Source organism: Thalassospira sp., from assembly GCF_030690045.1.
GTDB lineage: Bacteria > Pseudomonadota > Alphaproteobacteria > Rhodospirillales > Thalassospiraceae > Thalassospira.
Genome location: NZ_JAUYHK010000005.1, coordinates 149,337 through 175,016, shown reverse-complemented (window position 1 = coordinate 175,016; position 25,680 = coordinate 149,337). Strand labels below are relative to the sequence as shown.

Annotated in this window: 25 protein-coding genes and 2 tRNA genes; 11 read left to right on the top strand and 16 right to left on the bottom strand. The window is 54.9% G+C overall.

Going from position 1 to position 25,680, the window contains the following annotated elements; all coding sequences use genetic code 11:
- Genes Q8O73_RS03135 through Q8O73_RS03120 form a run of 4 tightly spaced genes read right to left on the bottom strand, consistent with a single transcriptional unit; the run spans window position 1 to window position 3,652 of the window.
- A complete protein-coding gene (locus Q8O73_RS03135) occupies window positions 1–981 on the bottom strand; it encodes a TRAP transporter substrate-binding protein (protein WP_305554795.1) in 981 nt (326 codons plus the stop codon).
- Window positions 978–1,817, bottom strand: coding sequence for a creatininase family protein (locus Q8O73_RS03130; RefSeq protein ID WP_305554792.1), 840 nt, complete (start codon window positions 1,815–1,817; stop codon window positions 978–980). The genes Q8O73_RS03135 and Q8O73_RS03130 overlap by 4 nt, the downstream gene beginning before the upstream one ends.
- A gap of 24 nt (window positions 1,818–1,841) precedes the next feature.
- On the bottom strand, window positions 1,842–3,119 hold the full coding sequence (locus tag Q8O73_RS03125) for a TRAP transporter large permease (protein ID WP_305554789.1): 1,278 nt from the start codon (window positions 3,117–3,119) through the stop codon (window positions 1,842–1,844).
- Between the two features lie 11 nt (window positions 3,120–3,130).
- Window positions 3,131–3,652, bottom strand: coding sequence for a TRAP transporter small permease (locus Q8O73_RS03120; RefSeq protein ID WP_305554786.1), 522 nt, complete (start codon window positions 3,650–3,652; stop codon window positions 3,131–3,133).
- Between the two features lie 128 nt (window positions 3,653–3,780).
- Between Q8O73_RS03120 and Q8O73_RS03115 the strand changes: the two genes are divergently transcribed.
- Window positions 3,781–4,704 (top strand): LysR substrate-binding domain-containing protein, encoded by a 924-nt coding sequence (locus Q8O73_RS03115; RefSeq protein ID WP_305554783.1) that lies wholly within the window; start codon window positions 3,781–3,783, stop codon window positions 4,702–4,704.
- On the opposite strand, the gene Q8O73_RS03110 is transcribed toward Q8O73_RS03115, so the two are convergent.
- Complete coding sequence (locus tag Q8O73_RS03110) at window positions 4,701–5,342, bottom strand: LysE family translocator (RefSeq protein WP_305554780.1); 642 nt, start codon at window positions 5,340–5,342, stop codon at window positions 4,701–4,703. The genes Q8O73_RS03115 and Q8O73_RS03110 overlap by 4 nt on opposite strands.
- 113 nt (window positions 5,343–5,455) lie before the next feature.
- Window positions 5,456–6,571, bottom strand: coding sequence for an alanine dehydrogenase (gene ald / locus Q8O73_RS03105; RefSeq protein WP_305554777.1), 1,116 nt, complete (start codon window positions 6,569–6,571; stop codon window positions 5,456–5,458).
- Between the two features lie 156 nt (window positions 6,572–6,727).
- Between ald and Q8O73_RS03100 the strand changes: the two genes are divergently transcribed.
- Together Q8O73_RS03100 and Q8O73_RS03095 are read left to right on the top strand one after the other, a co-directional pair.
- Window positions 6,728–7,186: an Lrp/AsnC family transcriptional regulator gene (locus Q8O73_RS03100; RefSeq protein WP_305554774.1), complete on the top strand. Its 459-nt coding sequence runs from the start codon at window positions 6,728–6,730 to the stop codon at window positions 7,184–7,186.
- Between the two features lie 116 nt (window positions 7,187–7,302).
- On the top strand, window positions 7,303–8,013 hold the full coding sequence (locus Q8O73_RS03095) for a TetR family transcriptional regulator (RefSeq protein WP_305554771.1): 711 nt from the start codon (window positions 7,303–7,305) through the stop codon (window positions 8,011–8,013).
- A 76-nt stretch (window positions 8,014–8,089) separates the two neighbouring features.
- Here Q8O73_RS03095 and Q8O73_RS03090 read toward each other — a convergent pair whose 3' ends face one another.
- From Q8O73_RS03090 to Q8O73_RS03070, 5 genes are all read right to left on the bottom strand, one after another.
- Complete coding sequence (locus tag Q8O73_RS03090) at window positions 8,090–8,923, bottom strand: ABC transporter permease subunit (protein WP_305554769.1); 834 nt, start codon at window positions 8,921–8,923, stop codon at window positions 8,090–8,092.
- Window positions 8,920–9,849, bottom strand: coding sequence for an ABC transporter permease subunit (locus Q8O73_RS03085; protein WP_305554766.1), 930 nt, complete (start codon window positions 9,847–9,849; stop codon window positions 8,920–8,922). Before Q8O73_RS03085 ends, Q8O73_RS03090 begins: the two co-directional genes overlap by 4 nt.
- Entirely contained in the window at window positions 9,846–11,006 is a 1,161-nt protein-coding gene (locus Q8O73_RS03080) for an ABC transporter ATP-binding protein (RefSeq protein WP_371135032.1), read from the bottom strand. Before Q8O73_RS03080 ends, Q8O73_RS03085 begins: the two co-directional genes overlap by 4 nt.
- A gap of 294 nt (window positions 11,007–11,300) precedes the next feature.
- Window positions 11,301–12,407, bottom strand: a complete 1,107-nt coding sequence (locus Q8O73_RS03075) for a polyamine ABC transporter substrate-binding protein (protein ID WP_305554763.1) — start codon at window positions 12,405–12,407, stop codon at window positions 11,301–11,303.
- 221 nt (window positions 12,408–12,628) lie between these two features.
- Window positions 12,629–13,978, bottom strand: a complete 1,350-nt coding sequence (locus tag Q8O73_RS03070; protein WP_305554760.1) for a glutamine synthetase family protein — start codon at window positions 13,976–13,978, stop codon at window positions 12,629–12,631.
- 275 nt (window positions 13,979–14,253) lie between these two features.
- Between Q8O73_RS03070 and dgcN the strand changes: the two genes are divergently transcribed.
- From dgcN to Q8O73_RS03050, 4 genes are all read left to right on the top strand, one after another.
- Window positions 14,254–15,258, top strand: a complete 1,005-nt coding sequence (gene dgcN / locus Q8O73_RS03065) for an N-acetyltransferase DgcN (RefSeq protein WP_305554755.1) — start codon at window positions 14,254–14,256, stop codon at window positions 15,256–15,258.
- Between the two features lies 1 nt (window position 15,259).
- Window positions 15,260–16,240, top strand: coding sequence for an N-acetyl-D-Glu racemase DgcA (dgcA, locus tag Q8O73_RS03060; RefSeq protein WP_305554753.1), 981 nt, complete (start codon window positions 15,260–15,262; stop codon window positions 16,238–16,240).
- A 9-nt stretch (window positions 16,241–16,249) separates the two neighbouring features.
- Window positions 16,250–16,459 (top strand): hypothetical protein, encoded by a 210-nt coding sequence (locus Q8O73_RS03055; RefSeq protein WP_305554751.1) that lies wholly within the window; start codon window positions 16,250–16,252, stop codon window positions 16,457–16,459.
- Between the two features lie 402 nt (window positions 16,460–16,861).
- Window positions 16,862–17,494 (top strand): LysE family translocator, encoded by a 633-nt coding sequence (locus Q8O73_RS03050; RefSeq protein WP_305554748.1) that lies wholly within the window; start codon window positions 16,862–16,864, stop codon window positions 17,492–17,494.
- Between the two features lie 11 nt (window positions 17,495–17,505).
- On the opposite strand, the gene Q8O73_RS03045 is transcribed toward Q8O73_RS03050, so the two are convergent.
- Entirely contained in the window at window positions 17,506–18,087 is a 582-nt protein-coding gene (locus Q8O73_RS03045; protein ID WP_305554745.1) for a GNAT family N-acetyltransferase, read from the bottom strand.
- Window positions 18,084–18,953, bottom strand: a complete 870-nt coding sequence (locus Q8O73_RS03040; protein ID WP_305554742.1) for an N-formylglutamate amidohydrolase — start codon at window positions 18,951–18,953, stop codon at window positions 18,084–18,086. The genes Q8O73_RS03045 and Q8O73_RS03040 overlap by 4 nt, the downstream gene beginning before the upstream one ends.
- A gap of 208 nt (window positions 18,954–19,161) precedes the next feature.
- Here Q8O73_RS03040 and Q8O73_RS03035 point away from each other — a divergent pair.
- From Q8O73_RS03035 to Q8O73_RS03025, 3 genes are all read left to right on the top strand, one after another.
- Window positions 19,162–19,238 (top strand) — tRNA-Val (locus tag Q8O73_RS03035).
- Window positions 19,239–19,268: 30 nt separating this feature from the next.
- Window positions 19,269–19,345, top strand: a tRNA-Val gene (locus tag Q8O73_RS03030).
- Between the two features lie 192 nt (window positions 19,346–19,537).
- Window positions 19,538–19,792 (top strand): SemiSWEET transporter, encoded by a 255-nt coding sequence (locus tag Q8O73_RS03025; protein WP_305554739.1) that lies wholly within the window; start codon window positions 19,538–19,540, stop codon window positions 19,790–19,792.
- Window positions 19,793–19,821: 29 nt separating this feature from the next.
- Here the strand turns inward: Q8O73_RS03025 and Q8O73_RS03020 are convergent, their stop codons facing one another.
- Genes Q8O73_RS03020 through Q8O73_RS03010 form a run of 3 tightly spaced genes read right to left on the bottom strand, consistent with a single transcriptional unit; the run spans window position 19,822 to window position 24,693 of the window.
- Window positions 19,822–20,952, bottom strand: a complete 1,131-nt coding sequence (locus Q8O73_RS03020) for an ABC transporter permease (RefSeq protein WP_305554736.1) — start codon at window positions 20,950–20,952, stop codon at window positions 19,822–19,824.
- 1 nt (window position 20,953) lies between these two features.
- The gene (gene rbbA, locus Q8O73_RS03015; protein ID WP_305554733.1) at window positions 20,954–23,701 is read right to left on the bottom strand and encodes a ribosome-associated ATPase/putative transporter RbbA; all 2,748 of its coding nucleotides are present in this window, start codon (window positions 23,699–23,701) and stop codon (window positions 20,954–20,956) included.
- On the bottom strand, window positions 23,698–24,693 hold the full coding sequence (locus Q8O73_RS03010) for an HlyD family secretion protein (RefSeq protein WP_305554729.1): 996 nt from the start codon (window positions 24,691–24,693) through the stop codon (window positions 23,698–23,700). Before Q8O73_RS03010 ends, rbbA begins: the two co-directional genes overlap by 4 nt.
- A 54-nt stretch (window positions 24,694–24,747) precedes the next feature.
- On the opposite strand from Q8O73_RS03010, the gene Q8O73_RS03005 reads away from it, so the two are divergent.
- Complete coding sequence (locus Q8O73_RS03005) at window positions 24,748–25,209, top strand: hypothetical protein (RefSeq protein WP_305554726.1); 462 nt, start codon at window positions 24,748–24,750, stop codon at window positions 25,207–25,209.
- The last annotated feature ends 471 nt before the right edge of the window (window positions 25,210–25,680 follow it).

Sequence of the window (25,680 nt, the reverse complement as noted above, 5' to 3'; positions counted from 1 at the left end):
TTAATTGAAGTCTTTTTGGCCGATGGTGACGATCTGCTGATAGACATCATCGCCCCAAGTGGCCGTGCCCAGTTCATCGCGGACCGATTGGGTCGCTGCGATGAAGGGTGCCAGATCGGGATGGGTAAAGGTAATCCCGGCGGCTTTCATTTCGTCGATCATTTGTTCTGTCTGTTTGGGCAGAAGCCCGTTGATCACAGTGTTCGACGCATCATTGGCACGCGTCATCAGGGCCTTGTCTTCGTTGCTCAACCCTTCCCAGAAGGTATTGCTGATCATCACATAGGCCGGTTTGCTGATGTAATCGACCATGGCGATGGATTTCTGGACTTCGTAAAATTTGGCGGCATGGATCGTTTCGACGGGGTTTTCCTGCCCGTCCACAACCCCGGCCTGCAAACCGGTATAAACTTCGGCAAAGGCCATCGGGGTGGGGTTGGCCCCCAATGCTGAGAGTGATTTGACGTAGTAATCGCGTTCCGGCGACCGCAATTTCAGCCCCTTGAGATCGTCAATCGAATTGATTTCAATATTGGCGCTGATCTGGCGCGGATTGCGCGGCATAAAGCCGAGAAGGCGCAATTCGCGTTCTTCAATCAGTTGCTGGTTCCAGGCCTTGCCAAAATCGGTTTCGAGAACTTCGGCGTAATTCTGAAGCCCCTTCATCAGATAGGGAATAGCAAGATATTCGATTTCCTTCATACCGGGATCGCCGCTGGCAGAAATTTGCGTAATGCCAAGCGCCAGTTGCGAAAACAGTTCGCGCGGTGTGCCTAACTGGTCACCGCCATAAACGGTGACGCTATATTTGCCATCGGATTCTGCTTCGACGACGCGCTTGAATTCCAGCGCGCCTTCATATTGGGCTTCTCCCTGATTGGCCCACAGCGCATAGCGGATTTCGGTGGCAGCCTGACTGGCACTTATCGCGCCAAAAGTAAGCCCCAGTGATAACAGGGCTGTTTTCAGTTTCGTATTCATGTCCGAAGACTCCCGTTTTTTTTGGTTTCAGTGCGTGGATTTTGTGTGGCAAAATGAGTGATGAAATCGCTGCAATAATCGACAAGATAGGTGGCGATTTTTTCACCTTTTTCGGCGCTGGAATGTTCCGGCGCGCCGCCTGCGATGCCGTTGCCGCAACGATCGGTCACATCAACAGCAAGGGCAACCTCGCTGTCCCTGAAGCGAATTCCGGCCAACCCGGCAGTGGGAAGGCCCAGAAGATCGCCTTTCTTCTCCTCGTGCGAGAGAAGATCCATGCGCATCAGTTCCGGGAACAGATGCAAATAAACCGAGGTCAGGGGATCGCCACCGTGACCGAATGCCTTCATACCCAGATCAGGATGCAGTTCCTGCCACATCGCAGCCGGGATCAGCCGCCATAAATTCAGGCAGGGGATCAAAAGACCCTGTTCGCGTTTGATGTTGCGAATTACCTGATCAATCAGCGGGTAATTGCCGCTATGACCGTTCAGAATGACGATTTTGCTGATGCCGTGGTCGGTGAAATTTTCGATAATGTCGGTCAGAACGGCGACAAAGGTTTCTGCACGCAGTTGCACGCCGCCGGGCACCGTCCGGAAATAATCGGCATAGCCAAACGGGATAATCGGGGCGGCAATCGCCCCGGATTTTTGTGCGATGCGACCTGCCAGAACATCGGTCAGCATATAGTCACCCATCGGGGCAACCGGACCCTGTTCTTCCTGTGACCCCAGCGAAACCAAGATTACCGGATCTTCGGTCAGACGATCCTGGAATTCCAGAAAGGTCATGTCTTTAAGCAGGTGTTTGTGTGTCGTCGATGCAACCGACATTCAAGTCTCCGAAAACAGTCAGGATCAGGAACCAAACACAAGGTTTGGCAGGAAAAGGGTGATCTGCGGGAAAGCAGCCAGCAAGACCACGGCGATGAAAAGGGGGATGTAAAACGGCACCATCGCACGGACCATCTGGCCGTGGGATATCTTGGCGATATCCTGGGCGATAAACATCAGGATGCCGACCGGCGGTGTTGCCCCGCCAATGATCAGGGTAAAAACCATCAGGACGCCAAAATGAACCGGATCAATGCCAAATTGCAGGATGACCGGCACCAGAATGGGGGTAAGGACGATTTCGGCCGAAGAGGCGACCATAAACAGTCCGACCAGTACCAGAACCACCAGCATAATGGTCAGAACGATCAACGGATCGCTGGAGATATTGCCAATGGCCATGCCGATGCCTTGCGGCACATTTTCACGCACCATGACCCAGCTAAAGGCGGCGGATGCTGCGACAATCAGCAAAATCCGGCAACTGCCCAGCCCGACATCAACCAGAACCGAACCCAGTTTGCGCAAGGTCATCTGACGATACAAAAACCCAAGGACAACGCCATACAGCACCGCAATTGCCGCCGATTCCGTGGGCGAGAAAATACCCAGCAAAATGCCGCCGACAATGATCACCGGAAACAGCAAGGCAGGCCCGCCCTTGAGCAGTGAATCGGTGACTTCCCCGATGCTGGCGCGGGGATAACGCGGATAATTGTGATGGCGGGCGACGAAATAGGTGAAAACCATCTGGGTCAGTATGATCACCACGCCGGGAATGACCCCGGCAATCAGCAGACGTCCGATTGAGACATTGGCAAGCGTACCATAAATCACCAATGCCACACTGGGGGGGATCATCGGTCCCACCAGCGCCGATGCCACGGTGACAGCGGCAGAAAACGGTGCAGGGTAGCCTTCTTTTTTCATCGCCGGAATCAGGACGGAACCCAGGGCGGTGGTATCGGCGGTGGCCGAACCGGACATGCCCGAAAAGATCATGCTGGCGAAAATATTGACCTGTGCCAGACCACCATGAATATGGCCGACCAAGGCGCGGGACATGCCGATGATGCGGTCCGTCAGGCGGCAGGCATTCATCAGTTCGCCTGCCAGATAGAAAAACGGAATGGCAAGGATCAGAAAACTGTCGATGGAGGCGGTCATTCGCTGGGTCAGCATCCCGGCATCAATGCCGGTCAGATAAAGATAGGCCGTGGTCGTCACCCCCATGGCAAATGCCAGCGGCATTCCCATCAGCAACAGAATGACAAGCAGGATAAGAATAAGCGCAACAGTCATTTTGCCTGCCCTTACATTGCAGAAGAATCATAGTCATCCTGTGCGGATGACCGGAAACGACGGGCCAGAAACAAACGGGCCAGCAGGGCGACAATCATCAGAATGCCGCCAACCGTGGCGGCAAGCCGCACCGTTCCGCCGGGCAGGGGCAGGACGCTCATATCCTGAAAACTTTCAAGCCGGACGATCCGGAAACTTTTGTAGGTCATGATCACCAGAAACCCGATTGCCAAAAGCTGGTTGACGTGGCGCAGGATCTGACGGGCGCGGGTGGGTAACCGGGCGACAAACACATCAACGGCCAGATGACGCCCCTGCCAGCACACAACGGCGGCGCCAATAAAAGTCATCCAGACCACGGTCAGGCGACTGAGTTCCTCGCTCCATAGAATGGGGCTGGACAGGAAATATCGGAAAAACACCTGCGACAACGTCAGGATGACAATCATCGCCAGTGCCGCACCGACCAGAATTTTGAACGGCAGGGCAAGGTCGGTAGCCTTTTGGGGCGGAGGGGATTCTGTTTGTTGCATTGTTTCACGTCTCCATGTGGATCAGTCCCGCCGGATTGTTATGGCTGGGCATGATCGCCTCTCTGACGGTTAATAGACCGAACTGGATTGATCTTGTCCAATATATATATTGATGGTATTTATATCTAATGAGTATCAATAATCGCATCGAACTTCGGCATTTGCGCTATTTTATCTGTGTCGCCGACGAACTGCATTTCGGGCGTGCCGCTGAACGATTGGGCATTGCGCAGGCCCCGCTCAGTCAGCAAATCAAACAACTGGAAGAACGCATCGGCGTGCAATTGCTGGAACGCACGACGCGCAGTGTGCAGTTAACCGAGGCCGGAAGTGTCTTTCTGGAAAAGGCGCGTAACGCGATTTCCCAGGTGGAAATCGGCGTTGATGCGGCGCGTCTGGTGATGGGGCAGGCTAGCGGGAAGTTGACCATTGGCTGCGTTTCGCCGGTTATCCATATTTGCCTGCCGCAAATCATCCGGCTGTTTCGCCAACGCTGCCCGGATACACGGATCGATATCAAAATCCTGACGACGAATGAACAACTGGACCTGATGGCGGAACATAAAATTGATGTCGCCTTTATTCGCCCCCCACGGACCAAGGCGAATTTAAATATCGAACATCTGTTCAGCGAGGGATTTGTCGGTTTGATCCCGGCGGATCATCCCTTGGCGGACAAGAAAAACATCACGTTACGCGATTTTGCCGGACTGCCTTATATGGCCTATGCACCGATTTTGGGCATCAGTTACCAGAATGTTGTGATGCAATATGCCCGCCGTCACGGCATAAACCTGAATATCACCGAGGAAATCGGGCATACGATGGGGATTGTGGCAATGGTTGCCGCCGGAATCGGGGTGGGTATTGCACCGAACTGGGTGACGCATACGCCCCATCCTGATGTCGTTTATGCGCCGATGCCGGAATTACCCGGCGACTCCGTGGATTTGTCACTGGCATGGCCGATCAACAGCATGTCACCGGTGGTACGGCATTTTGTCGATGCCGCCCGGCAATTCGCCGCCGATACAGCGACAATGACGGATTAGGGTCTGCGCCAGCCCGCAAGGCCGGGCAGGGAACTCATGATCGCCTGAATGGCAAAGCCGATGAAAAGGACGCCGGTTGCCCGGACGATCCAGATTTCATGGCGCTGGTAAAACCGGCGCAAAACGCCAAGGCCGACAACCCAGATCAGGATCATATCGGCCAGCAAAAAACCAACTGCTGCCGCACTGAGCAGCCCCGTCATGCTGCTCCAATCCAGAAAGGCGGCATCTTTGGCCAAAAGGGCGGTAAACATCGCCACCGCCACCGGATATCCCTTGGGATTGGTGATGCCGAAAATAAAGCCGCGCCGCCACGGACGTTTGACGATGATATCGACACTGCCATCGATTCGGCGTTTTGCCATCACGGCCCGCACCCCCAGCCAGAACAGATAAACCCCACAAATCATCGCCAGAATATCAAACATCATCGGGTTTAAAACCCGTGATCCGATGATGGCGACAAGGGCCAGACTGGCCCACATCATGTCCCCGGCAAAATGCCCGAACAGGAAACCGGCACTGGCCCCGCGCCCCTGTGCCGCCCCGATGCCCAGCATCGCCAGAAAGGCCGGGCCGGGGGTCAATGTATAAATGGCCGCTGCCACCATGGCGCCGATCAGCATTGAAATTTCCATGATGCCCCCTGATTACGTTTCCAATGACGCGGCGATGCTAACACAATCCTGTGAAAAGCAAACAGGGCGGAATTGATCTGCCGCCCTGTCGTTCTGGTGGAGGGTGACCGCGATCAGCCCGAAATTTTTGCCAACGGCACATAGTCAAGGCCAAGATCGCGCGCGACGGCTTCATAGGTGATTTGTCCGTCATGGACATTCAGCCCGGCGGCCAGATGCGGATCATCCTGACAGGCTTTTTTCCAGCCCTTGTCAGCCAGCGCCAGCGTAAAGGGCAATGTGGCGTTGTTCAGCGCAAAGGTTGATGTACGGGCAACGGCACCGGGCATATTGGCAACGCAATAATGCACGATATCATCAATGATATAGATCGGGTCGGCATGGGTGGTGGCGTGCGATGTTTCAAAACAGCCGCCCTGATCAATCGCCACATCGACCAGAACCGATCCCGGTTTCATGCGTTTGAGCTGATCGCGTTTGACCAGCTTGGGTGCCGCCGCACCGGGGATCAGGACCGCCCCAACCACCACATCGGCGGCCAGAACCAAAGATTCGGTATCGTCAATCGTGGCATATTGGGTTTTGATGCGTGGCCCAAACACATCATCGAGATAGGCAAGGCGTTGCAGGTTTTTGTCCAGAATGGTGACATCCGCCCCCATGCCGGCCGCAATCCGCGCGGCATTGATACCGACCACCCCGCCGCCAATCACAACAACTTTGGCCGGGGCAACACCGGGCACCCCGCCCATCAGAATGCCCGATCCGCCATTGGCCTTTTGCAGGGCGGCGGCGGCAACCTGAGCGGCCATGCGTCCGGCCACTTCGGACATCGGGGCCAAAAGCGGCAGGCCGCCATTGCGGTCCGTCACGGTTTCATAGGCAATGGCGGTCACACCGGATTTCATCAGGCCTGCGGTCTGTTGCGGATCGGGGGCAAGATGCAAATAGGTGAATAACAACTGGCCCTTGTGCAGTTGTTCATATTCGACCTTTTGCGGTTCCTTGACCTTGACCACCATATCGGCGGTGGCAAAAATTTCAGCCGGGCTGGCAACAATTTTGGCCCCGGCGGCAACATAATCGGCATCGAAACAGCCAATACCCGCCCCGGCATTGGTTTCAACAAGCACCGCGTGGCCATGCGCGACAACTTCGCGGACCGATGTCGGGGTCAGGCCAACGCGATATTCATGGTTTTTGATTTCTTTTGGCACACCGATCAACATGGTGCTCTCTCCCTGATCTGAAGGTTTCCGGCTTTTATGGTTATTATTGAAGGATACCGCAAATTTAGGGCAATTTCCCTTCAATCTGGCTCCTGAAAAGTGGTATTGTTGGCAGAATATTTTAAGGTATGGCCATTTGAATTAGGGAATATGCGAATGCAGATTGATGATCGTGACCGGATGATCCTGCGGCTGTTGCAACGCGACGGACGGATCAGCAACGCCGAACTGGCGGAAAAGGTCAATCTGTCGGCATCGGCCTGTTTGCGCCGGGTGCGCCTTCTGGAAGAAGCCGGGTTGATTGACCGTTATGCCATGCTGTTAAACCCGGTCCGCATTGGCAAGCCGGGCAATGCCTTTGTCAATATTTCCATCGCCCGTCAGACACGAGCGGCCCTGGAAGAATTTGAAAAGGAAATCCAGTCCGTGCCCGAGGTGGTGGAATGTTATCTTCTGGCCGGGCAAAGCGATTATCTGGTGCATGTTGTTTATAGCAACACCGCTGATTATGAACGCATCCACAGTGAAGTTCTGACCCAGTTACCTGGTGTCGAACGGGTGCAAACCGTCATCACCCTGCGCGAAGTCAAACGCACGACCGAATTGCCCGTCTGATTTGCGACTTGAGGACAGGTGGATGGCGATTGCCACACTTATGGACAGGATGTTTGACTCAAGGCCCCCCAACAGGGCATTAATAGAGCAGGGAGAATGTTGGGGGAATATAAACGATGGAACAGGAATGCCTGGTCCGGGCGCGCAGTCATGAACAAAAGCTGCGACGGCGGACTGATATTCTAAATGCAGCCGAGGCGTTATTTCTGGAAGGCGATGGTCAATTACCATCGGCGGCCGATGTGGCAACACGTGCCAATCTGGCCAAAGGGACGCTTTATCTTTATTTTTCAAGCAAGGAAACGCTGTTTCTGGAAGTTTTGCAGCGGCATATGAAAAGCTGGTGCGAGAACAATCTGGCGGTGATCGAGCAGGAATGTTTGCGCGCCCCGCAGGATCGTGACGCGACCCGCGTTGCCAGTGCCTTTGTCGAATATTTGATTGCGCGTTCCAAATTCATGCATCTGGCATCCCTGTCGCACGGGGTTCTGGAACAGGGGACGGATGACGAAAACCTGTTGATCCACAAACGGTTTGTCGCCGGGATGGTCAAGCGTTTCGCCGGAGGGATTTCGGAAATTTACAATGTGAAACCGGAGCAGGCGCGCCTTTTGATGACCAATTCCTATGCGCTGATTCTGGGGTTGTGGCAAATGTCGCAATTGCCTGATCGGGTGATCGGATTGATGCGGCAAAATGCGCTGGATGATTTCATTCTGGATTTCCCTACCGCGGCCCGCACCGCCGTTCTGGAATTCTGGCGGGCGCAAATCCCGCATATGCATCGAACGATCTGCATGGATAAAATCCAGCAAAACAAGGTGTGACACCTACCCGCCCGCAATGAAAACGGCGCCCGCAGCATTATGCCGGGCGCCGTTTGTTTTTGGGTATTTTGTCTGTTTATGTGCCCGATGTTGCGCGGGATGCCCGGGCGCGGCGGTCAGACCGGACCATCAGAATGCTGGCGATCACGATCATGATGGTCACCGCCAGAATGATCAGGGTTGCCAGCGCATTGATTTCGGGCGAAACGCCCAGCCGCACCGATGAAAACACCCGCATTGGCAAGGTGGTTGATCCCGGCCCGGCCACAAAACTGGCAATCACAAGATCATCAAGCGACAGGGTAAAGGATAACAGCCACCCGGCGAGAAGGGCAGGCAGGATCATCGGCAGGGTAATGACAAAGAAAATCTTGCCCGGTCGTGCGCCCAGATCCATGGCGGCTTCTTCAACCGAAATATCCATCCCCGACAGGCGTGATTGCACCACCACTGCGACATAGGCGGAACAGAATGTCGTATGGGCAATCACAATGGTTGTCATGCCGCGCCCGGCGGGCCAGCCCACCAGTTGTTCCAGTGTCACAAACAGCAACAACAGGGACAGACCGGTAATGACTTCGGGCATCACCAATGGGGCGGCAACCATGCCCGACAGCAGGGTGCGGCCCTTGAAACGCCCGAACCGCGCCATCACAAGGCCCGCAGGCGTGCCAATGGCAAGGGCCAAGGTGGCCGATAACACGCCAATGCGCAGGCTGTTCCAGGCGGCGTCAATCATGCCCTGATTGGAAAACAGCGTGGCATACCATTTAAACGAAAACCCGGCCCAGACAGTAACCAGTTTGCCTTCGTTAAACGAATAAATGATCACCAGCAGGATCGGCAGATACAAAAAAGCAAATCCGAAAACCAAGGCGCTGAACAGAAATGTGGAGCGTTTGCCATTCATTTCCCGTCCCCCTTTTCCGATCCCTGAAGATTCTGGAACCACATGATTGGCACGACCAGAAACAACAGCATGGCAATTGCGACACTTGAGGCAATCGGCCAATCGCGATTGGCAAAAAATTCATCCCACAGGGTCCGACCAATCATCAGGGTATTGGGCCCACCCAGTAATTCCGGAATGACAAATTCCCCAACGGCCGGAATAAAAACCAGAAGCGATCCCGCCAGAATACCGGGCAACGAGAGGGGTAGCGTCACCCGGGCAAAGGCCTTCCACGGGCGGCAACCCAGATCAAGGGCGGCCTCAACCAGACTGCCATCCATTTTTTCCAGCGTGGAATAAAGCGGCAGGATCATGAAAGGCAGATAGGTGTAAACAATGCCGATATAGACGGCAAATTCGGTCTGTCGCATGATCAGCGGTTCGGAAATAATGCCCAGACCCAGCAAGGCTGCATTGATCAGCCCTTCGCGGTCCAGAATGCCGATCCAGGCATAAACCCGGATCAAAAAACTGGTCCAGAACGGCAAAATCACCAACATCAGTAATACACTGCGCACCGTGCCGCTGGAGCGGGCGATGTAATAGGCCATCGGATAGCCGATCAGAAGCGTGATTACGGTTGAAATCGCGGCAATCCGGATCGAATTCAGATAGGCGGTGACATACAGGCTGTCACTAAGCAAAAACAGGTAATTGCCGAAATTCAGGGCAATATTGATGCCCTGATCCACCCATTGAAACAGCGCGCTATAAGGCGGTTGGGCATATTCGGCGGTAGCAAAGCTGATTTTCAGGACGATCAGAAACGGCACCAGAAAAAACAGCATCAGCCAGAAAAACGGAATACCAATCACCAGATAGCGGCCATTGCGCACCATCCAGCGGTCGAACCGTTGTTTGGGGGTTGGGGCTGTTCCGCTCATTGGCTTAGAACCGTTGCTGCACCGGCCTCCCACGAGACCCAGACGCGATCTTCCCACGTATAGCGCGGTTCGATATGCCGGGTTGAATTCGGTTCGCTGATTTTAATGCGGGTGCCACTGTCCAGACGGACATGATAGGTGGACAGCCCCCCAAGATAGCCGATTTCCTCGACCTTGCCGGGCAGGCAGTTATATTTTGTTTCCGCCGGTTGGCTGTCGGAAAGCCGGATCCGTTCGGGGCGCAAGGCGACCCAGAATGTCATGCCTTCATGGCCCGAAACGGCGTGATCGATGTAAATATCGCCGCCTGCGGCCTCGGAATGGATGATTGCATATTTTTCGTTATCATCAACCAGAATGCCTTCCAGCAGATTGACCTGACCGACAAAATTGGCGGTAAAGCGGCTGTTGGGATATTCATAAAGCTCAAACGGGGTTCCGGTCTGTTTGATCACACCTTCATTCATCACGGCAATGCGCGAGGCCATTGTCATGGCTTCTTCCTGATCATGGGTGACCATGACAAAGGTGGTGCCGACCTTTTCCTGAATATTGACCAGTTCAAACTGGGTCTGTTCGCGCAGCTTTTTATCCAGCGCACCCAACGGTTCGTCCAGTAACAGCACCTTGGGTTGTTTCACCAGCGATCGCGCCAGCGCGACACGCTGTTTCTGGCCACCGGACAATTGATGGGGTTTGCGTTTGGCGAATTTGCCCATCTGCACCAGATTGAGCATTTCTTCGACGCGGTCGCGAATTTCCGATTTTGGCAAGCCATCCTGATGCAGGCCAAAGGCGACATTCTGTTCGACGCTCATATGCGGGAACAGGGCATAGGACTGAAACATCATATTGGTCGGGCGTTCATAGGCCGGAACGCCCGACATATCGGCCCCATCGATATAAATCTTGCCATCGCTGGGTTCTTCAAACCCTGCCAGCATGCGTAAAAGCGTGGTTTTGCCGCAGCCCGACCCGCCGAGAAGGGCAAACAGTTCATGACGATAAATATCAAGGGACACATCATCCACGGCAAAAAAATCGCCGAATTTTTTGGTGACATGTTCAAACCGGATAAAAGGCACGGCATCCGGATTATTCCAAGGCTGGCTTGTTTGCACACATTCCTGTGCCTGTTGTTTGTCCCCCTGTGACACCCAGCATCTCCCGTCTGATGTTACCGATATTGTCCTGATTTGATTTGCTTATCAGGATGAAGCAATTCCGCAATCTGTAAAGAGGGCTGTGCGAAATTTTGAACAAATTATGATCTTTTGTGCTGAAAAACCGGGGAGCAGTCCTGCCGCTGTTCAGAAAATAGGCAGATATTGGGGCTGGTTCGGGGATATTTTTCGGCAACGACCCAAATCGCGATGACGAGTCATGGCACGGGCAAAAACAAGGCGCGGTAAAAACCGCGCCTTGCCGGAAAGATCCAAACCGTTCAGGCTTTACTGACCGGTTTTAAGGCGCGTCCACAAACGGGTGCGTTCGCGCAGTTCACGCGGACCGGGTTCAACCTTGGAACGCAGGCGTTCCTTGACTTCCTGGTTTGGAAAAATGCCCGGATTTTCTTTGATCTCGTCACTGATCAGGTCCATTGCGGCCAGATTCGGACCGGCATATTCGACATAATTCACCAGATCGGCACCGACATCGGCACGCAGGATGTAATCGATGAATTTATGCGCAAGATCCGGATTCGGGGCATCGGCCGGAATCATCATCATGTCAAACCAGATCAGGGTGCCTTCCTTGGGGATGACATATTCCAGTTCGACACCGTTTTCAGCCTCGGCCGCACGGGTGGATGCCTGCCCGACATCGCCCGACCAGCCGACAGACACGCAGACATTGCCGTTGGCAAGATCGTTGATGTATTGCGAACTGTGGAAATAGGTGATGAACGGGCGGATTTTTTCAAGCTCGGCCATTGCCGTTGCGATGCTTTCCGAGGTTGGTGCGCCGTCGGTAACATTACCCAGATAGAAATTGACCAGCGGCACGATTTCACCCGGATCATCGAGCAGCGTCAGGCCGCATTTCGACAGCGGTTCGGCATATTTCGGATCGAAAATCAGCGCCCAGCTATCGACCGGTGCATCATCGCCCAGAAGTTCCTTAACCTTGGCAACGTTATAGCCATAGCCGTTGGTGCCCCAAAGATAAGGAACGGCATAGGCATTTTCTGGGTCGTCCTTGGTGGTTTGTTTGAGGATGACCGGATCAAGATTGCCGTAATTTTCCAGTTTCGATTTGTCGATTTTCTGGAAAATACCGCCTTCGATCAGGCGTTTGGCATCGGCAAGGGTCGGCACGACAAGATCGTAGCCGGAATTGCCCGCCAGCAATTTGGCCTCGACGACCTGATTGCTGTCATAAACGTCGTAATTGACCTTAACACCGTATTCGGCCTCGAAATTGGCGACAGTTTCTTCGCCGATATAATCGGACCAGTTATAGATATTGAGGACTTCCTGGGCCGATGCCGACAGGCTCATGCCCGACAAGGCCGCAGCCAAAGCAACAAGGCTGGTGCTTTTAGCGAGAAATTTCATTTCGCAGTGCCTCCCATGTGGCAGCGTTTGAAAAACCGTATCTTGTTTCCGTTTCCCCCCAAGGACTTGGGAAGAGTTCCCGGTTACAATCCTTGAAATGCATCAGGTTTTTGTCAAACACAAGATGCGAATTATCGGTGTTTTTCGCATAAAGTGAAGATGCAACCTTGTTTTATGGAAGATTGTTGCGCCAGAATAAAATGTCTGGCGCAACACTTCAATCAGACATTCAGCAGCAAATGTTCACGTTCCCAGGCGCTGATCACGGTCTGGTAGGCATCCCATTCTGCTTCCTTTACCGCCTGCACAGCAGCGGAAAATTCCTCGCCCAACAGGTCTTTCAACGGTTTGCAGCGGTTGAATTTCGCCAGTGCCTCGTGAATATGGCGGGGCAGGGAATGCGCCCGGTCATAACCCGATCCTTCAATCGGGGCGGTGGGATCGATTTCTTCCTCGATCCCCAAAAGCCCGCAGGCCAGCGATGCGGCAAAGGCCAGATAGGGATTGGCATCGGCACCGGGAATGCGGTTTTCGATGCGGCGCGCACTGGCCGGGCCATTGGGCTGACGCAGGCCGACGGTGCGGTTATCCAGCGCCCAGTGCATATTGATCGGCGCATCCGACCATGGCTGTAACCGGCGGTAACTGTTCATGTTCGGGGCCAAAAGCGGCATGGCCGCAGGCAGATATCGCTGTAAGCCGCCGATGAAATTCAAAAACAGCTTGGAATTGGAGCCATCGGCATTGGCAAACAAATTCTGGCCGGTATTCAAATCCACAAGACTTTGATGGATATGCATTGCACTGCCGGGATGATTGCCGACCGGCTTGGCCATGAAAGTTCCATAAACACCATGTTTCAGGGCGGTTTCACGTAAGGTTCGCTTGAACAAAAACGCCTGATCGGCCAGTTCAAGGGCATCGCCATGATTGAAATTCATTTCAAGCTGGGCGGGGCCCGATTCGTGGCTCATGGTATCGGCGTCGATATTCATCGCCTCGCAATAATCGTACAAATCCTCGATCAACGGGTCGAATTCGTTAATCGCATCAATGCCAAAGGCGTTCGATGCCCGTTCCGGGCGACCAGATCGGCCAATCGGCGGTTCCAGCGGATTGTCCGGATCGGTGTTTTTGGCGACCAGATAAAATTCCAGTTCCGGAGCGATTACCGGCTTCATGCCCAGTTTTTCAAATTCGTGCAGAACACGTTTGAGAACATGGCGTGGGGCAATCGAAACCGGTTCGTCGGAAAAATGATAACAGTCGCAAATGATCTGGGCGGTCGGTTCTTCATACCACGGCACAACCCGGATGGTTTCCGGGTCAGGCACCATCAAAACATCTTTTTCAGCCGGATCAAGAAAGGCGTCGGTATCCTCGGGATAACCGCCGGTCACGGTCAGGGCGAAAATGGCTTCAGGGATGGCAAGGCTCTGATTTTCAAGGCCGCGCAGGAATTTTGCCGTTGGCAAAACCTTGCCCCGCGCCACCCCGGACATGTCGGGCACAATACATTCGACTTCTTCGATGCCGCGTTCGGTTAGCCACTGATTAAGGTCGGTGCTCATATTTAGTCGGGCGCTTTCACGCCAGTCCTTCAATGATTGCAGTTTCTTGCGTTTTTATCGGTTTTTACGGGATGTATACGCAAGAAAAGAGGTTTGTGTGCGATAATTTTCGATAAAAATTCGATATTTGGTTGATATTTCAGAATTTACTGCTGATATCCGGGCTGTTTGCAGAATAAGCCCAAAGACAATATCTGGCGGGTCACATCCGTTTCGCGTTATAGTCGGTCAAAGATTATAAGGGCAGCGGCTGGACGCTGGTCAAGGAGGTAATTATGAAAATCGATCATCCCTATCTGATGTTTCTGGGCGATGCGCCCGATCAACTGGCCGCCAAAACCGCCATCGGTATTGCGGACTGGCGCCCGCAATGGTGCAAAGGGCAATTACGTCTGACCGGCTGTCAGGCCGATCTTGGTTTGCCCGATATGACCATTGCCGAGGCCAAGGCGGCCGGTGTTCGGACTCTGGTTCTGGGTGTTGCCAACCGTGGCGGCATTATTGGCCCTGCCTGGATGGAAACCCTGCTGGCTGCCCTTGATGCCGGAATGGATATCGCCAACGGTTTGCATACCCGTTTGACAACCATACCAGAATTGGTGGAACGCGCGCGCGAAAAAGGCTGTTCGATGTTTGATGTGCGCCATTTCGACGGCACCCTGCCGGTTGGCAATGGCGAAAAACGTCCGGGCAAGCGTGCTTTGGCGGTTGGCACCGATTGTTCGGTCGGCAAGATGTATACGACGCTGGCGATTGAGGCCGAATTGAAAAAACGCGGCCAAAAGGCGACTTTCCGCGCCACCGGCCAGACCGGCATTTTCATTGCCGGTGAAGGCATTTCGGTTGATGCGGTGATTTCGGATTTTATTTCCGGTGCGGTCGAAACCATCGCCCCGGCCAATGAGCCGGACCATTGGGACGTGATCGAAGGGCAGGGCAGCCTGTCGCATGCCTCCTTTGCCGGGGTGTCGATGGGGTTGTTGCATGGGGCACAGGCCGATGCGCTGGTGATTTGTCACGAACCGACCCGCACCCATATGCGCGGTCTGCCGGGATATAAGGTGCCCGATCTGAAAACCACGATGGAATTGAACCTGACTCATGCCCGCCTGACCAATCCGGATTGCAAGGTTGTCGGGATTGCGATCAATACCAAGGCGCTGGACGAAGCCGCCGCGACCCGGCTTTTGGCCGATGTTGCCGCGGAATTCGGATTGCCTTGCGTTGATCCGGTTCGGACCGGCGTTGCCCCGATTGTTGACAAGCTGTTGGAGATTTAACGTGCCCGAATTACAGGTCGTCTCCGAAGTCTGGCCCCTGCGCACCGCGTTTAAAATTTCACGCGGGGCAAAGACCGAGGCCCATGTGGTGGTGGTCATGCTGTCGGACGGCGAATTTACCGGGCGCGGCGAATGTGTGCCCTATGCCCGCTATGACGAAACCGTTGACGGTGTGATTGCCGATATTCAGGCAATATCCGATGCAATGGCGCATGGCATGACCCGCAAGGAATTGCAGAATGCCATGAAGGCCGGTGCGGCCCGCAATGCGGTTGATTGCGCGTATTGGGATCTGGAGGCCAAACGTTATGGCAAACGGGCGTGGGAGCTGATCCGGGTGCCTGCACCCCAGGGCCTGATCACCGCCGAAACATTGGGCCTTGATACGCCCGATGCCATGCGCGAGGCCGCGAAAAAGGCGGCATCCGCACCCTTGCTGAAACTCAAACTCAATGGCGAAAACGTTCTGGAATCGGTGCGTGCCGTGCGGGAAGGGGCACCGAATGCCCGCCTGATCGTCGATGCCAACGAGGCGTGGTCGCTGGACCTTCTGGTCGATATCGGGGCGGAACTGGATGCGCTGGGCGTTGATATGATCGAACAACCCTTGCCCGCCGGGCAGGATGACGGTCTGGCGGGGTTTGATTGCCCGGTTTTGTTATGTGCCGATGAATCGGTTCATACCCTCGCCGATATTCCACGCCTGTCGCGGTTATATGACATGGTCAATATCAAACTCGACAAGACCGGTGGTCTGACCGGGGCGCTGGAACTGGCTGATGCGGCGGAGCAGGCGGGTATGCAGTTGATGGTGGGTTGCATGGTTGGCACGTCATTGGCAATGGCCCCGGCAATGGTGGTGGCGGCCCGTGCGCGTATCGTCGATCTGGATGGTCCGCTCTGGATGGCCAAAGACCGCGAAAATGGCCTGTCCTTTGATCGGGGTATTATGGGGCTACCGGACCGCGCCCTTTGGGGATAACCCGCATTTATGATCGATAAAGCCCCGGTTTCCGATGGTGACCGGGGTTTTCTTTTGGCGGGCGGAGCGAATCGGGTGCAAATTGGCCTTGAATTATGTTCAAATCCGCGTGTTTTTATCAAAAAATATCATTTCAAAGGACCTGAATGCGGAAAACCGGTTCAGAGTCGCACTTATTTGATGGGGATTTTTTCCGATTCCCGTTGTGCCACCAGATGATGACACAGGGTCAATTGCCGGATTTTGTGGCATCGGCGGATTGAAAAAGTGTCATTTGCGTGAAATTATGATTAAAAAATGATCATAAAATAAAATGATAAAAAAACAGTCAGAAAATTGTTGCGAGGCACAAATTTTATGGGTAATGTCCATTTGTGCGCTGCGGTAGGACGCAGCACACTCCGGCGAGCGACTTGTCGCTCGTTTCTTGGACGTTTCCTCCCTAGACTTGGGCTGCTGTCACAGGCAGCCTTTTTTTTGTCTGGTGATTCAACTTCAGGATGTTATTGTGCGCTGCGGTGTGCGCCAGGGTGGGGTGTCGTTCGGGGGCGGCGGTGATCTGTCAGGATTGCCTGTGTATCGGTAATATGATCCTATCGGATGCCGCAACAGGAGGATCCCATGCCATCGACTGAATTACTGCTGGCGTTTTTGGCAACAACGGTGATTTTTGCCTATATTCCGGGGCCAGCCATGCTCTATGCCGCTGCCCAGACCGTGGCGCGAGGTCGATGGTCCGGTCTGATGGCATCTTTTGGCATTCATCTTGGCGGTTATGTGCATGTGCTTGCTGCTGCTGCCGGGTTGTCCGTCTTGTTTCATGCCGTTCCGATTTTATATACAATCGTCAAGGCGATGGGGGCGATCTATCTGATCTGGCTTGGCATTTCGCTGTTTCGCAGCAAGGTCTCGCCGGATATTGTATTGGCCGGGACCAGGCCGAAATCGGGGCTTCGCGCCTTTTTTGAAAGCATTGCCGTCGAAATCCTCAACCCGAAAACGGCGATTTTCTTTGTTGCCTTTCTGCCGCAATTCATTGATGCCTCGGCGGCTTTCCCGGTCTGGATGCAGTTCGTCATTCTGGGTGTGATTGTGAACCTGATGTTTTCGTCGGCCGATATTGTCTGTGTCTTGCTGGCCGGGGCGGTACTGATGCGGTTGCGCCGTTCAGGATCGGCACAACGCCTGATGAAACGTGTTGGTGGTTCGGTTCTGGTCGGGCTCGGTGTTCATCTTGCTTTTCAGAAAAGCTAGGGCGGCGGTCATTATCGCGCCAGTGATGTCGTTACCGGGTCTTTGAGGGGATCGGTGCCATCACCATCGCCCAGACCGCGCTGCATGATCACGCTATCGACCCAGCGGCCCAGCTTGAACCCCGCCGATTGCAATGTGCCTGCCACCCGAAATCCAAGGCGCGCATGCAGGCCGATCGAGGCGACATTGGCGGAATCCCCAATTACGGCCACCATTTGCCGGTATCCGAGGCCGGTGCAGCGCGTGATCAGTTCCGATAGCAGGGCGCGACCGGCCCCCTTGCCGACGATGTCGGGCGCGATATAGATCGTGTCTTCGACGGTAAATCGATAGGCCGGGCGCGGGCGATAGGCCCCGGCATAGGCAAATCCTTCGACCCGGCCATCCATTTCGGCCACCAGATAGGGCAGGCCGCGTTCGCGGACATGTTGCCAGCGTGCCGTCAGTTCGGCGATTTCCGGGGCGCGTTCCTCGAACGAGGCAAGGCCATGCAAAACATGATGGCCGTAAATTTCGGCAATGCGGGCGAAATCTTCGGGCCGGGCCTCGCGGATGACCAGATTGGCTAATTGCGGGTCGGTTTGCAGGGTCATCGGAAAAAGTTCCCGTCAAGGTCATGAAAATGGGCGATCAGATCGCTCATCTGGCCGCGCAAAACGTCAAAACCGTCATGGGGCGTGATGGTGCTTTCGTCCATATAAAGGGTTCGGTTCAGTTCAATTTGCAGGCTGTGGACCTTTTGGTCCGGTTGTCCGTAATGCCGGGTACAATATCCCCCGGCATAAGGATCGTTATGGGACGGGTCATAGCCGGTCTGGCGCAGAAAGTCGTCGGCAAAACGGGTCAACGCCGGATGGCACGATCTTCCATAACAATCGCCCAGAACAAGATCAACGCGATTTTTCAGGCTGTTGGTTGAATCCCCGGGCATCGAATGGCAATCAATCAGAATGCAATAGCCAAACTGCCGACGGGTCGTGTCAATCAGATGCTGTAGCGCCTGGTGGTAGGGATAATAACATTTTTCGATCCGCGCCAGCGCCTCATCGACTGGCAGCAACCCCTTGTAGATTTCCACCCCGCCAGACACCACACGGGGGATCGAACCCAACCCCGACAGGGCGCGCATCGAATGAATATCGGCATCATCGGGCAGGCGGCCCTCGAACATGCGCGGGTCAAGTTCCATCGCGCCGCGATTGACATCGACATAAGCCCTAGGGAAATTAGCACATAACAGGGGGGCACCCAGCCGCGGGGCGGCGGCAAACAACTGATCGACAAAGGCATCCTCGGAGGCGCGCAGCATGAAGGCATCAATGCGTGCACGCGATATCATGTCATCGGGGTAATTGCGCCCCGAATGCGGGGATGCAAAAATCACCGGCAGGGTTTGCTGCCTTGGCAAAATAACGGTTGCCGGGCCGCGGGCAGAAAGGGTGCTGGGCAAATTGTTCATATGGTTTTCTTGGTGCTGCTTCTTCCCGGAAGGACACATCATAGCAATCTGTTGCAGGCACGTCGCCCTGTCATGAAGATTTTTTGGCAAAAAGCCAATTGGGGGGTTGCGCCGCTGCAAGGCTTGGGCTAAATACCGCTGCGCCTTGGATGGTTGAAACAGCATAGTCTGTTTCCGGTGTCTGAGCGCATATAAAAGATGGATAAAAGGGCCTATAGCTCAGTTGGTTAGAGCGTTCGCTTGACATGCGAGAGGTCACAAGTTCGAGTCTTGTTAGGCCCACCATCTTTTAGCACAATCTTGATACAATACCGGGGGCCTATAGCTCAGTTGGTTAGAGCGTTCGCTTGACATGCGAGAGGTCACAAGTTCGAGTCTTGTTAGGCCCACCATCCCCACCCCGTCCGGTCTCCGGCGGGGTTTTGTGTTTCCGGGCTGTGATCCTGTTTTTACGACGTTTTTCGCAATTGCTTTTGCCGCCAGGCGGGCATGATTTTTTCCCGCTTGCCTGTCGTCAAATTCTATGTTGAATGCATTCAAATCAGGTGTGGTTGATGCTACTCGGCATGGGGAAGGATTGGGCGATGACATTTGAAACCGTTCTGGGGCTTCTGGCCGGATCGCTGACCACCATCGCCTTTTTACCGCAGGTCATCCGCACTTGGCGCACCCGATCCACCGCTGATATTTCGCTGGGCATGTTTCTGGTGCTGTGTACCGGCATTGCGCTGTGGTTTGTCTATGGGTTGATGATGGGCGACTGGCCGGTGATCATTGCCAATGGTCTGACCTTCATCCTTGCCGCCACCATCCTGTTTTTCAAGCTGCGCCACGGATAATTATTGGCTGTCGATACCGGCATCTTCGTTCAGGATCGCAACACCGAAATACTTTGCCGGAACCGCAGGGCGGCGAAAATGAAGAACAGGCCGCCAATTCCGGCCACCAGGGCAAATTGCGGCCAGACAATATCAATCCCCGCCCCGCGATAAAGGATCGCCTGGGCATAGCTGACATAATGGGTGGAGGGCACCGCCTGCATGATGGTTTGCAGTAATTGTGGCTGGCTTTCAAGCGGGGTGTTGCTGCCGGAAAGCAATTGCATCGGCAGGATCACGAGCATGAACAGCAAGCCAAATTGCGGCATGGAACGTGCGAGTGTCGCAAGGAAAATGCCAAGGGCGGTGGCGAAAAACAGATAAAGCGCGGTTCCGGCGAAAAACAGCATTTCCGACCCGGCAATAGGCACCCGCAACATCAGTTCCACCACCAGCAACAGCGAAAATGCGCAGGCAACCAGAATCACCAATCCGTTGGCCCAGACCTTGGCCATCATGATTTCAAACGGGCCGAGCGGCATCACCAGCAAATGTTCAATCGTGCCATGTTCGCGTTCGCGGATCAGGGCGGCCCCGGTCAGCACAATCGACAACATGGTGACATTGTTGATGATCTGCATGACGCTGGTGAACCAGGAACTGGTCACATTGGGATTGAAGGCATAACGGATATTCAGATCAATCGGGTCGGTTTGCGCCGCCGGATCTGGGGAAACCAGAAGGCTGATTTCCTGTGCCAGAATGCTGCTGATATAGGTGGCGCCAATCCCGGCCTGCATCATGGCAGTGGCGTCGATATTGACCTGAATATCGGGTTTGTTACCAGCCAGAATATCGGCCTCGAAGTTTGAGGGGATCACCACAACAAAGGTATATTCCCCGCCATCCATACCCGGATCAATATCGGCAAAGGCAATCCTAGCCGGGCTATTGAAATAGGGCGGCAGAAACGCATCGGTGATGCGCGATGACAATTGCGAGCGGTCTTCATCGACAATGGCGATTGCCGCATTGTTCAGATCATGCGACATGCCGGTCGCCGCCGACCAGATCGAAAAGGAAAAGGACCAGACAATCAGGATCAGCAACACCACGTCATAACGCAGGCTGAACAGTTCCTTGACCCCCAGACGATAGATGTTTTCAAGGCTGCGTTTCATCTTATCGTTCCTGCTTGCCAAGGAAAAGGACGCTGGCGATGGTCAGGACCGGCAGGAAAACTGCCAGTGCGAGGAATTCCGGGATCAAACTGGAAAATCCCAGTGCCTTGGTAAAGGTGCCGACACTGATCGTCAGGAAATGGCTGGTGGGGAAAATCGTGCCAATAAGCGCTGCCCCGCCCGATAGCGACGATACCGGTTGCATCATGCCCGAAAACAGGACCGAGGGCACAATCGTCAGGATGGCGGTGCCAAACAGGGCGGCAATCTGGGTTTTGACAAAAGACGAAATCAAAAGTCCGACGCCGGTGGTGGCGATGACATATAAAAACGCCCCGGCCAAAAGCGCCCAAAAGCTGCCCTTGACCGTTACCCCGAATACCAGCAGGGCAAGAACCACCAGAATGCCGAAATTGATCATCGCCAGCACGATATAGGGCAATTGTTTGCCGAGCAGGAATTCCAGCCGGTTGACCGGTGTGACATACAGATTGGTGATTGATCCCAGTTCCTTTTCGCGCACCACGCCCAGCGCCATCAGAATGGCGGGAATGAAAATCAGCATCAGGGCAATCACCGACGGCACCATCGCAAAGACGCTTTTGAAATCCTGATTATAGCGATAGCGCGTTTCGATATTGGCAGGCAGGAAATCGGGGATATCGCCGGTCATCTGGCGCGACATTTCGCCCAGATAGGTTTGATGCAATCCTTGTACATAACCATGCACGGTTTCGGCACGAAACGGCATGGCGGCATCAATCCATGCGGCGATTTCCGGCGTGCGTTCCTGCAACAGTTTTTTGCCAAATTCCGGCGGAATTTCAAGGGCTAGCGTAATTTCGCCGGATTTCAGCCGCCGGTCCATATCGGCATGATCGCGCAAGGGGGCCTGTTCATCAAAATAGCGCGACCCGGCATAACTTTCCAGATAGGTGCGGCTTTGCGGCGTCTGGTCGCGGTCCAGCACCGCATATTTCAGGTTTTCAACATCGAATGTAATGCCATAGCCAAACACCATCATCAAAAGGGCCGTACCCAGCAAGGCAAAGGTCAGGCGGATCGGATCGCGGATCAGTTCCATGGTTTCGCGCAGGCTGTAGGCCAGCAGACGACGTGATGAAAACCGGCGCGGGGCGGTATGGGGTGTTTGGGGGGCATCATTGGCTGTGGTTGAAGCTGTGGGCGGGGTATCTTCTTGCGGGGTGGCGGGGCCGCTGGCTTCTTCCAGATAGGCGATAAAGGCATCTTCCAGCGTTTTCGCCCCGCGCTTTTGCGTCAGGGCAGCGGGGGTGTCGCTGTCGAGAACCTTGCCCGCATGCATCAGCGATATGCGGTCGCACCGCGCGGCTTCGTTCATGAAATGGGTGGAAATAAAAATCGTCACACCCTGTTTGCGCGACAGATCAATCAATAATTGCCAGAACTGGTCCCGTGCCACCGGATCAACCCCCGATGTCGGTTCATCCAGAATCAGCATTTCCGGGTCATGAATGATCGCCACCGCCAAAGACAGGCGTTGCCGCACCCCCAAAGGCAGGTCATCGGCCATCGCATCGGCATGTTCGGTCAGGCCAAAGCGCGTCAGAAGGTCTTCAATGCGGGCCGGGATTCCCGCACGCGGCAAATGATACAGCCGGGCATGCAAATCCAGATTTTGCCGGACACTCAGTTCGGAATAAAGCGAAAAGGCCTGCGACATATAGCCAACCCGTTCGCGCATGGCGAAATCATTGCCATCGGCGGGTTGCCCGAATAATTGCGCCGTGCCTTCGGAAGCCGGGAGCAACCCGGTCAGCATTTTCATGGTGGTGGTCTTGCCACAGCCATTTGACCCCAGAAACCCGAAAATCTCGCCGCGCTGAATGCGGAAACTGACATGATCCACCGCAACAAAATCGCCAAAACGGCGGGTCAGGCCATCGGCAATGATCGCCGGTGTGCCGTCGTCTTTGGGGCGCGGCGGAATGTGCAATTGATGATGGTTGCGGCGGTCTTGTTCGGGCAGAAGGGCGATAAACGCACTTTCCAGACTGTCGGCGCCGACCTGATGGCGAATTTCGTCCGGGCTGCCGGTGGCAAGAACCTTGCCGTCATTCATGGCAATCAGCAGGTCAAACCGTTCGGCCTCGTCCATATAGGCGGTGGCGACAATCACGGTCATGCCGGGGCGTTCCGCCCGGATACGGTCAATCAGTTCCCAGAATTGGCGGCGTGATAACGGATCGACCCCGGTTGTCGGTTCGTCCAGAATCAATAAATCCGGATCATGGATCAGGGCGCAACACAGGCCCAGTTTCTGTTTCATCCCGCCGGACAATTTACCCGCCGGGCGGTTGACAAATGGCGACAGCCCGGTGCTGCGCACCAGTGTTTCGATCCGGCGATTGCGTTCTGCCTTGCCCTGCCCAAACAGACGGCCGAAAAAATGCAGATTTTCGGCAATCGTCAGATCCATATACAAATTCTTGCCCAGCCCCTGGGGCATATAGGCAATGCGCGGCGATACCGCGTTGCGGTGGCGGTCGGTTGCCATATCGCCGCCCAGTGTTTCCACCCGCCCGGCCTGTACCTTGCGCGCCCCGGCAATCACGCCAAGGATCGTTGATTTGCCAACCCCGTCGGGGCCGATAAAACCGATGGTCTTGCCGCCGGGCAGATCAAGCGTCACCGTGTCAAAGGCAGTGATTTTGCCGTAATGATGCGAAACATCCCTGAGCCGCACGGCAAAAGGGGCGGTTTCGCTCATTGCGCGGCCTCCGGCGGCAGGGCAACCGTCAGGAATTCCGGCCATTCCCCGCCACGCCCCAATGAAACATAGGCAACACCCGGCAGGCCGGTTTTGACCTTTTCAATATGGGCGGCCAGCAAATCATGATCGATCTGCACCTTGGTCCGGAACATCAGTTTTTCGCGTTCGCTTTTGGTTTCGACCTCGCGCGGGGTGAATTGCGCATCGGCCGACACAAAGGAAATCAGGGCGGGGATGACAAAATCGGGTGCGGCGTCCAGAACGATGCGGGCTTCATTGCCAACAAAGGTCAGACCCGCCTGACTGGTTGGCAAAAACACCGTCATATACACATCGGTCAGATCGAGCAGGGTGATCACCTTGCCGCCCGATGCCAGAACCTCGCCCGGTTCGGCAAGGCGATATTGCACGCGCCCGGCACGCGGGGCTTTCAGGACCGAATCGTCAATCTGGATTTGCACCCGCCTTGCTTCGGCCTCTGCTGCCTCGACCGACCGTTCGGAACTGACCAGACGGGCCCTTGCTGCAACCAGAACCGCCTCGGCAATATCGCGTTCGGAGCGGCGCTGTTCGGCCTGTTCGCGGGAAATATTATCGCGTTTCAGCAATTCGGTGGCGCGGTCCAGTTGTTGCCGGGCAAAATTCAACTGGCTTTCGCGCTGAACAATTTCGGCGCGGGATTCCGACACCGCCTGTTCGGCGCGGGCGACCTCGGCACGGGCCTTGGCAAGGCTTGCTTCGAGTTCGGCGGTATCCATGCGTGCCAGAATATCGCCCGATTTGACCGAATCGCCTTCCTGCACCAGAACATCGGCAACCCGCCCGGCATATTTCGCGGCGATATGGACGGTTTCGGCCTCGATCCGGCCATTGCCGAACGCGATATAGCGGGGCAACTCATCCTGTTGTTGCTGCCAGCCATAATACCCGGCCCCGGCGGCCACCGCCACCAACACCAGAACAATCACTATCCGTTTGAGGCTTTTCATTGTCGCTCCTGAAATCGTCCGGCGGTGCCACGCAAAATGCCGGGTTGATGACTGATGGTCATCAATGTGGGGTGCAGGACCACATCCCAAACGCCCCTCGGCATTTTGCAAACAGGAGTGGTTCTAAATCAAACTGTTGTTCCGGTCTTTGATCTTGCGCAAACTGCTCCCTTTGCGCCCGGATCAGAGAATGCCGACATGTTTTTTGCCTTCTGTGTGTATGTTCAACATATTGTTTTTAAATCATTTTTGACCGGCCGACAGTGCGCAAGCAAAGTTTTTTCAGATTTTTTGAAAAAAGTTCTTGCTTTGTTCTTTTCGTTGTGGCATAACAGAAAAATCAACGGGGCAAATGCGCCCGGACCGAAACCCGCAAGGCTTGTACCTTGCGGGTTTTTGCGTTTGGGCCAGATGAAAGAGACGATGATGCAGCGGCAAAATGACAGACAGATTGGAAAGCGAAATCGCATGACCATAACCGGCGGGTGGAAAAGCCATTACGGGGGTAGTGCGTAGGCGGTCTGACCCGGCCAAAGATCAAGACGCCCGAATTGCGTCTTGTGGGCGGCTTGCCTGCCCGGAATGGCATCCGGCATGATCCGGCAGCGTCGGGCCTGACCGGGGAGGGGCGGGAGCGGGCGACGGGACCTTTGGCGGGCTTGTTGGCGAGGCAGGCAGATGCCCGAGGTTTGTCCGGTGCCCGTGGTCACGGGAAAGGCAGGCTTTGGGCGGGGTGCGCCTTTGTTGCCACAGCCCCGAAAGCGGGGGCTGTCTTGCGGCGGGTCCGGTTGGCGAGGGGACAAATGCCCGGCGGCGGCAGGGAGTCCTGCGTTCGCATTTGCGGGCACGGACTCTGCCGGAAAGACGGGTGGGTGGGCTTTGGCCGGATTGCCCCTTTGTCGTCGTCACCGCCGTCAGGGGAGGGTATCTGTGGTGCAGCATTTTCACTGGCTGGTTTTGCGGAAGCAGGTCACCAGCCGGAGCAAC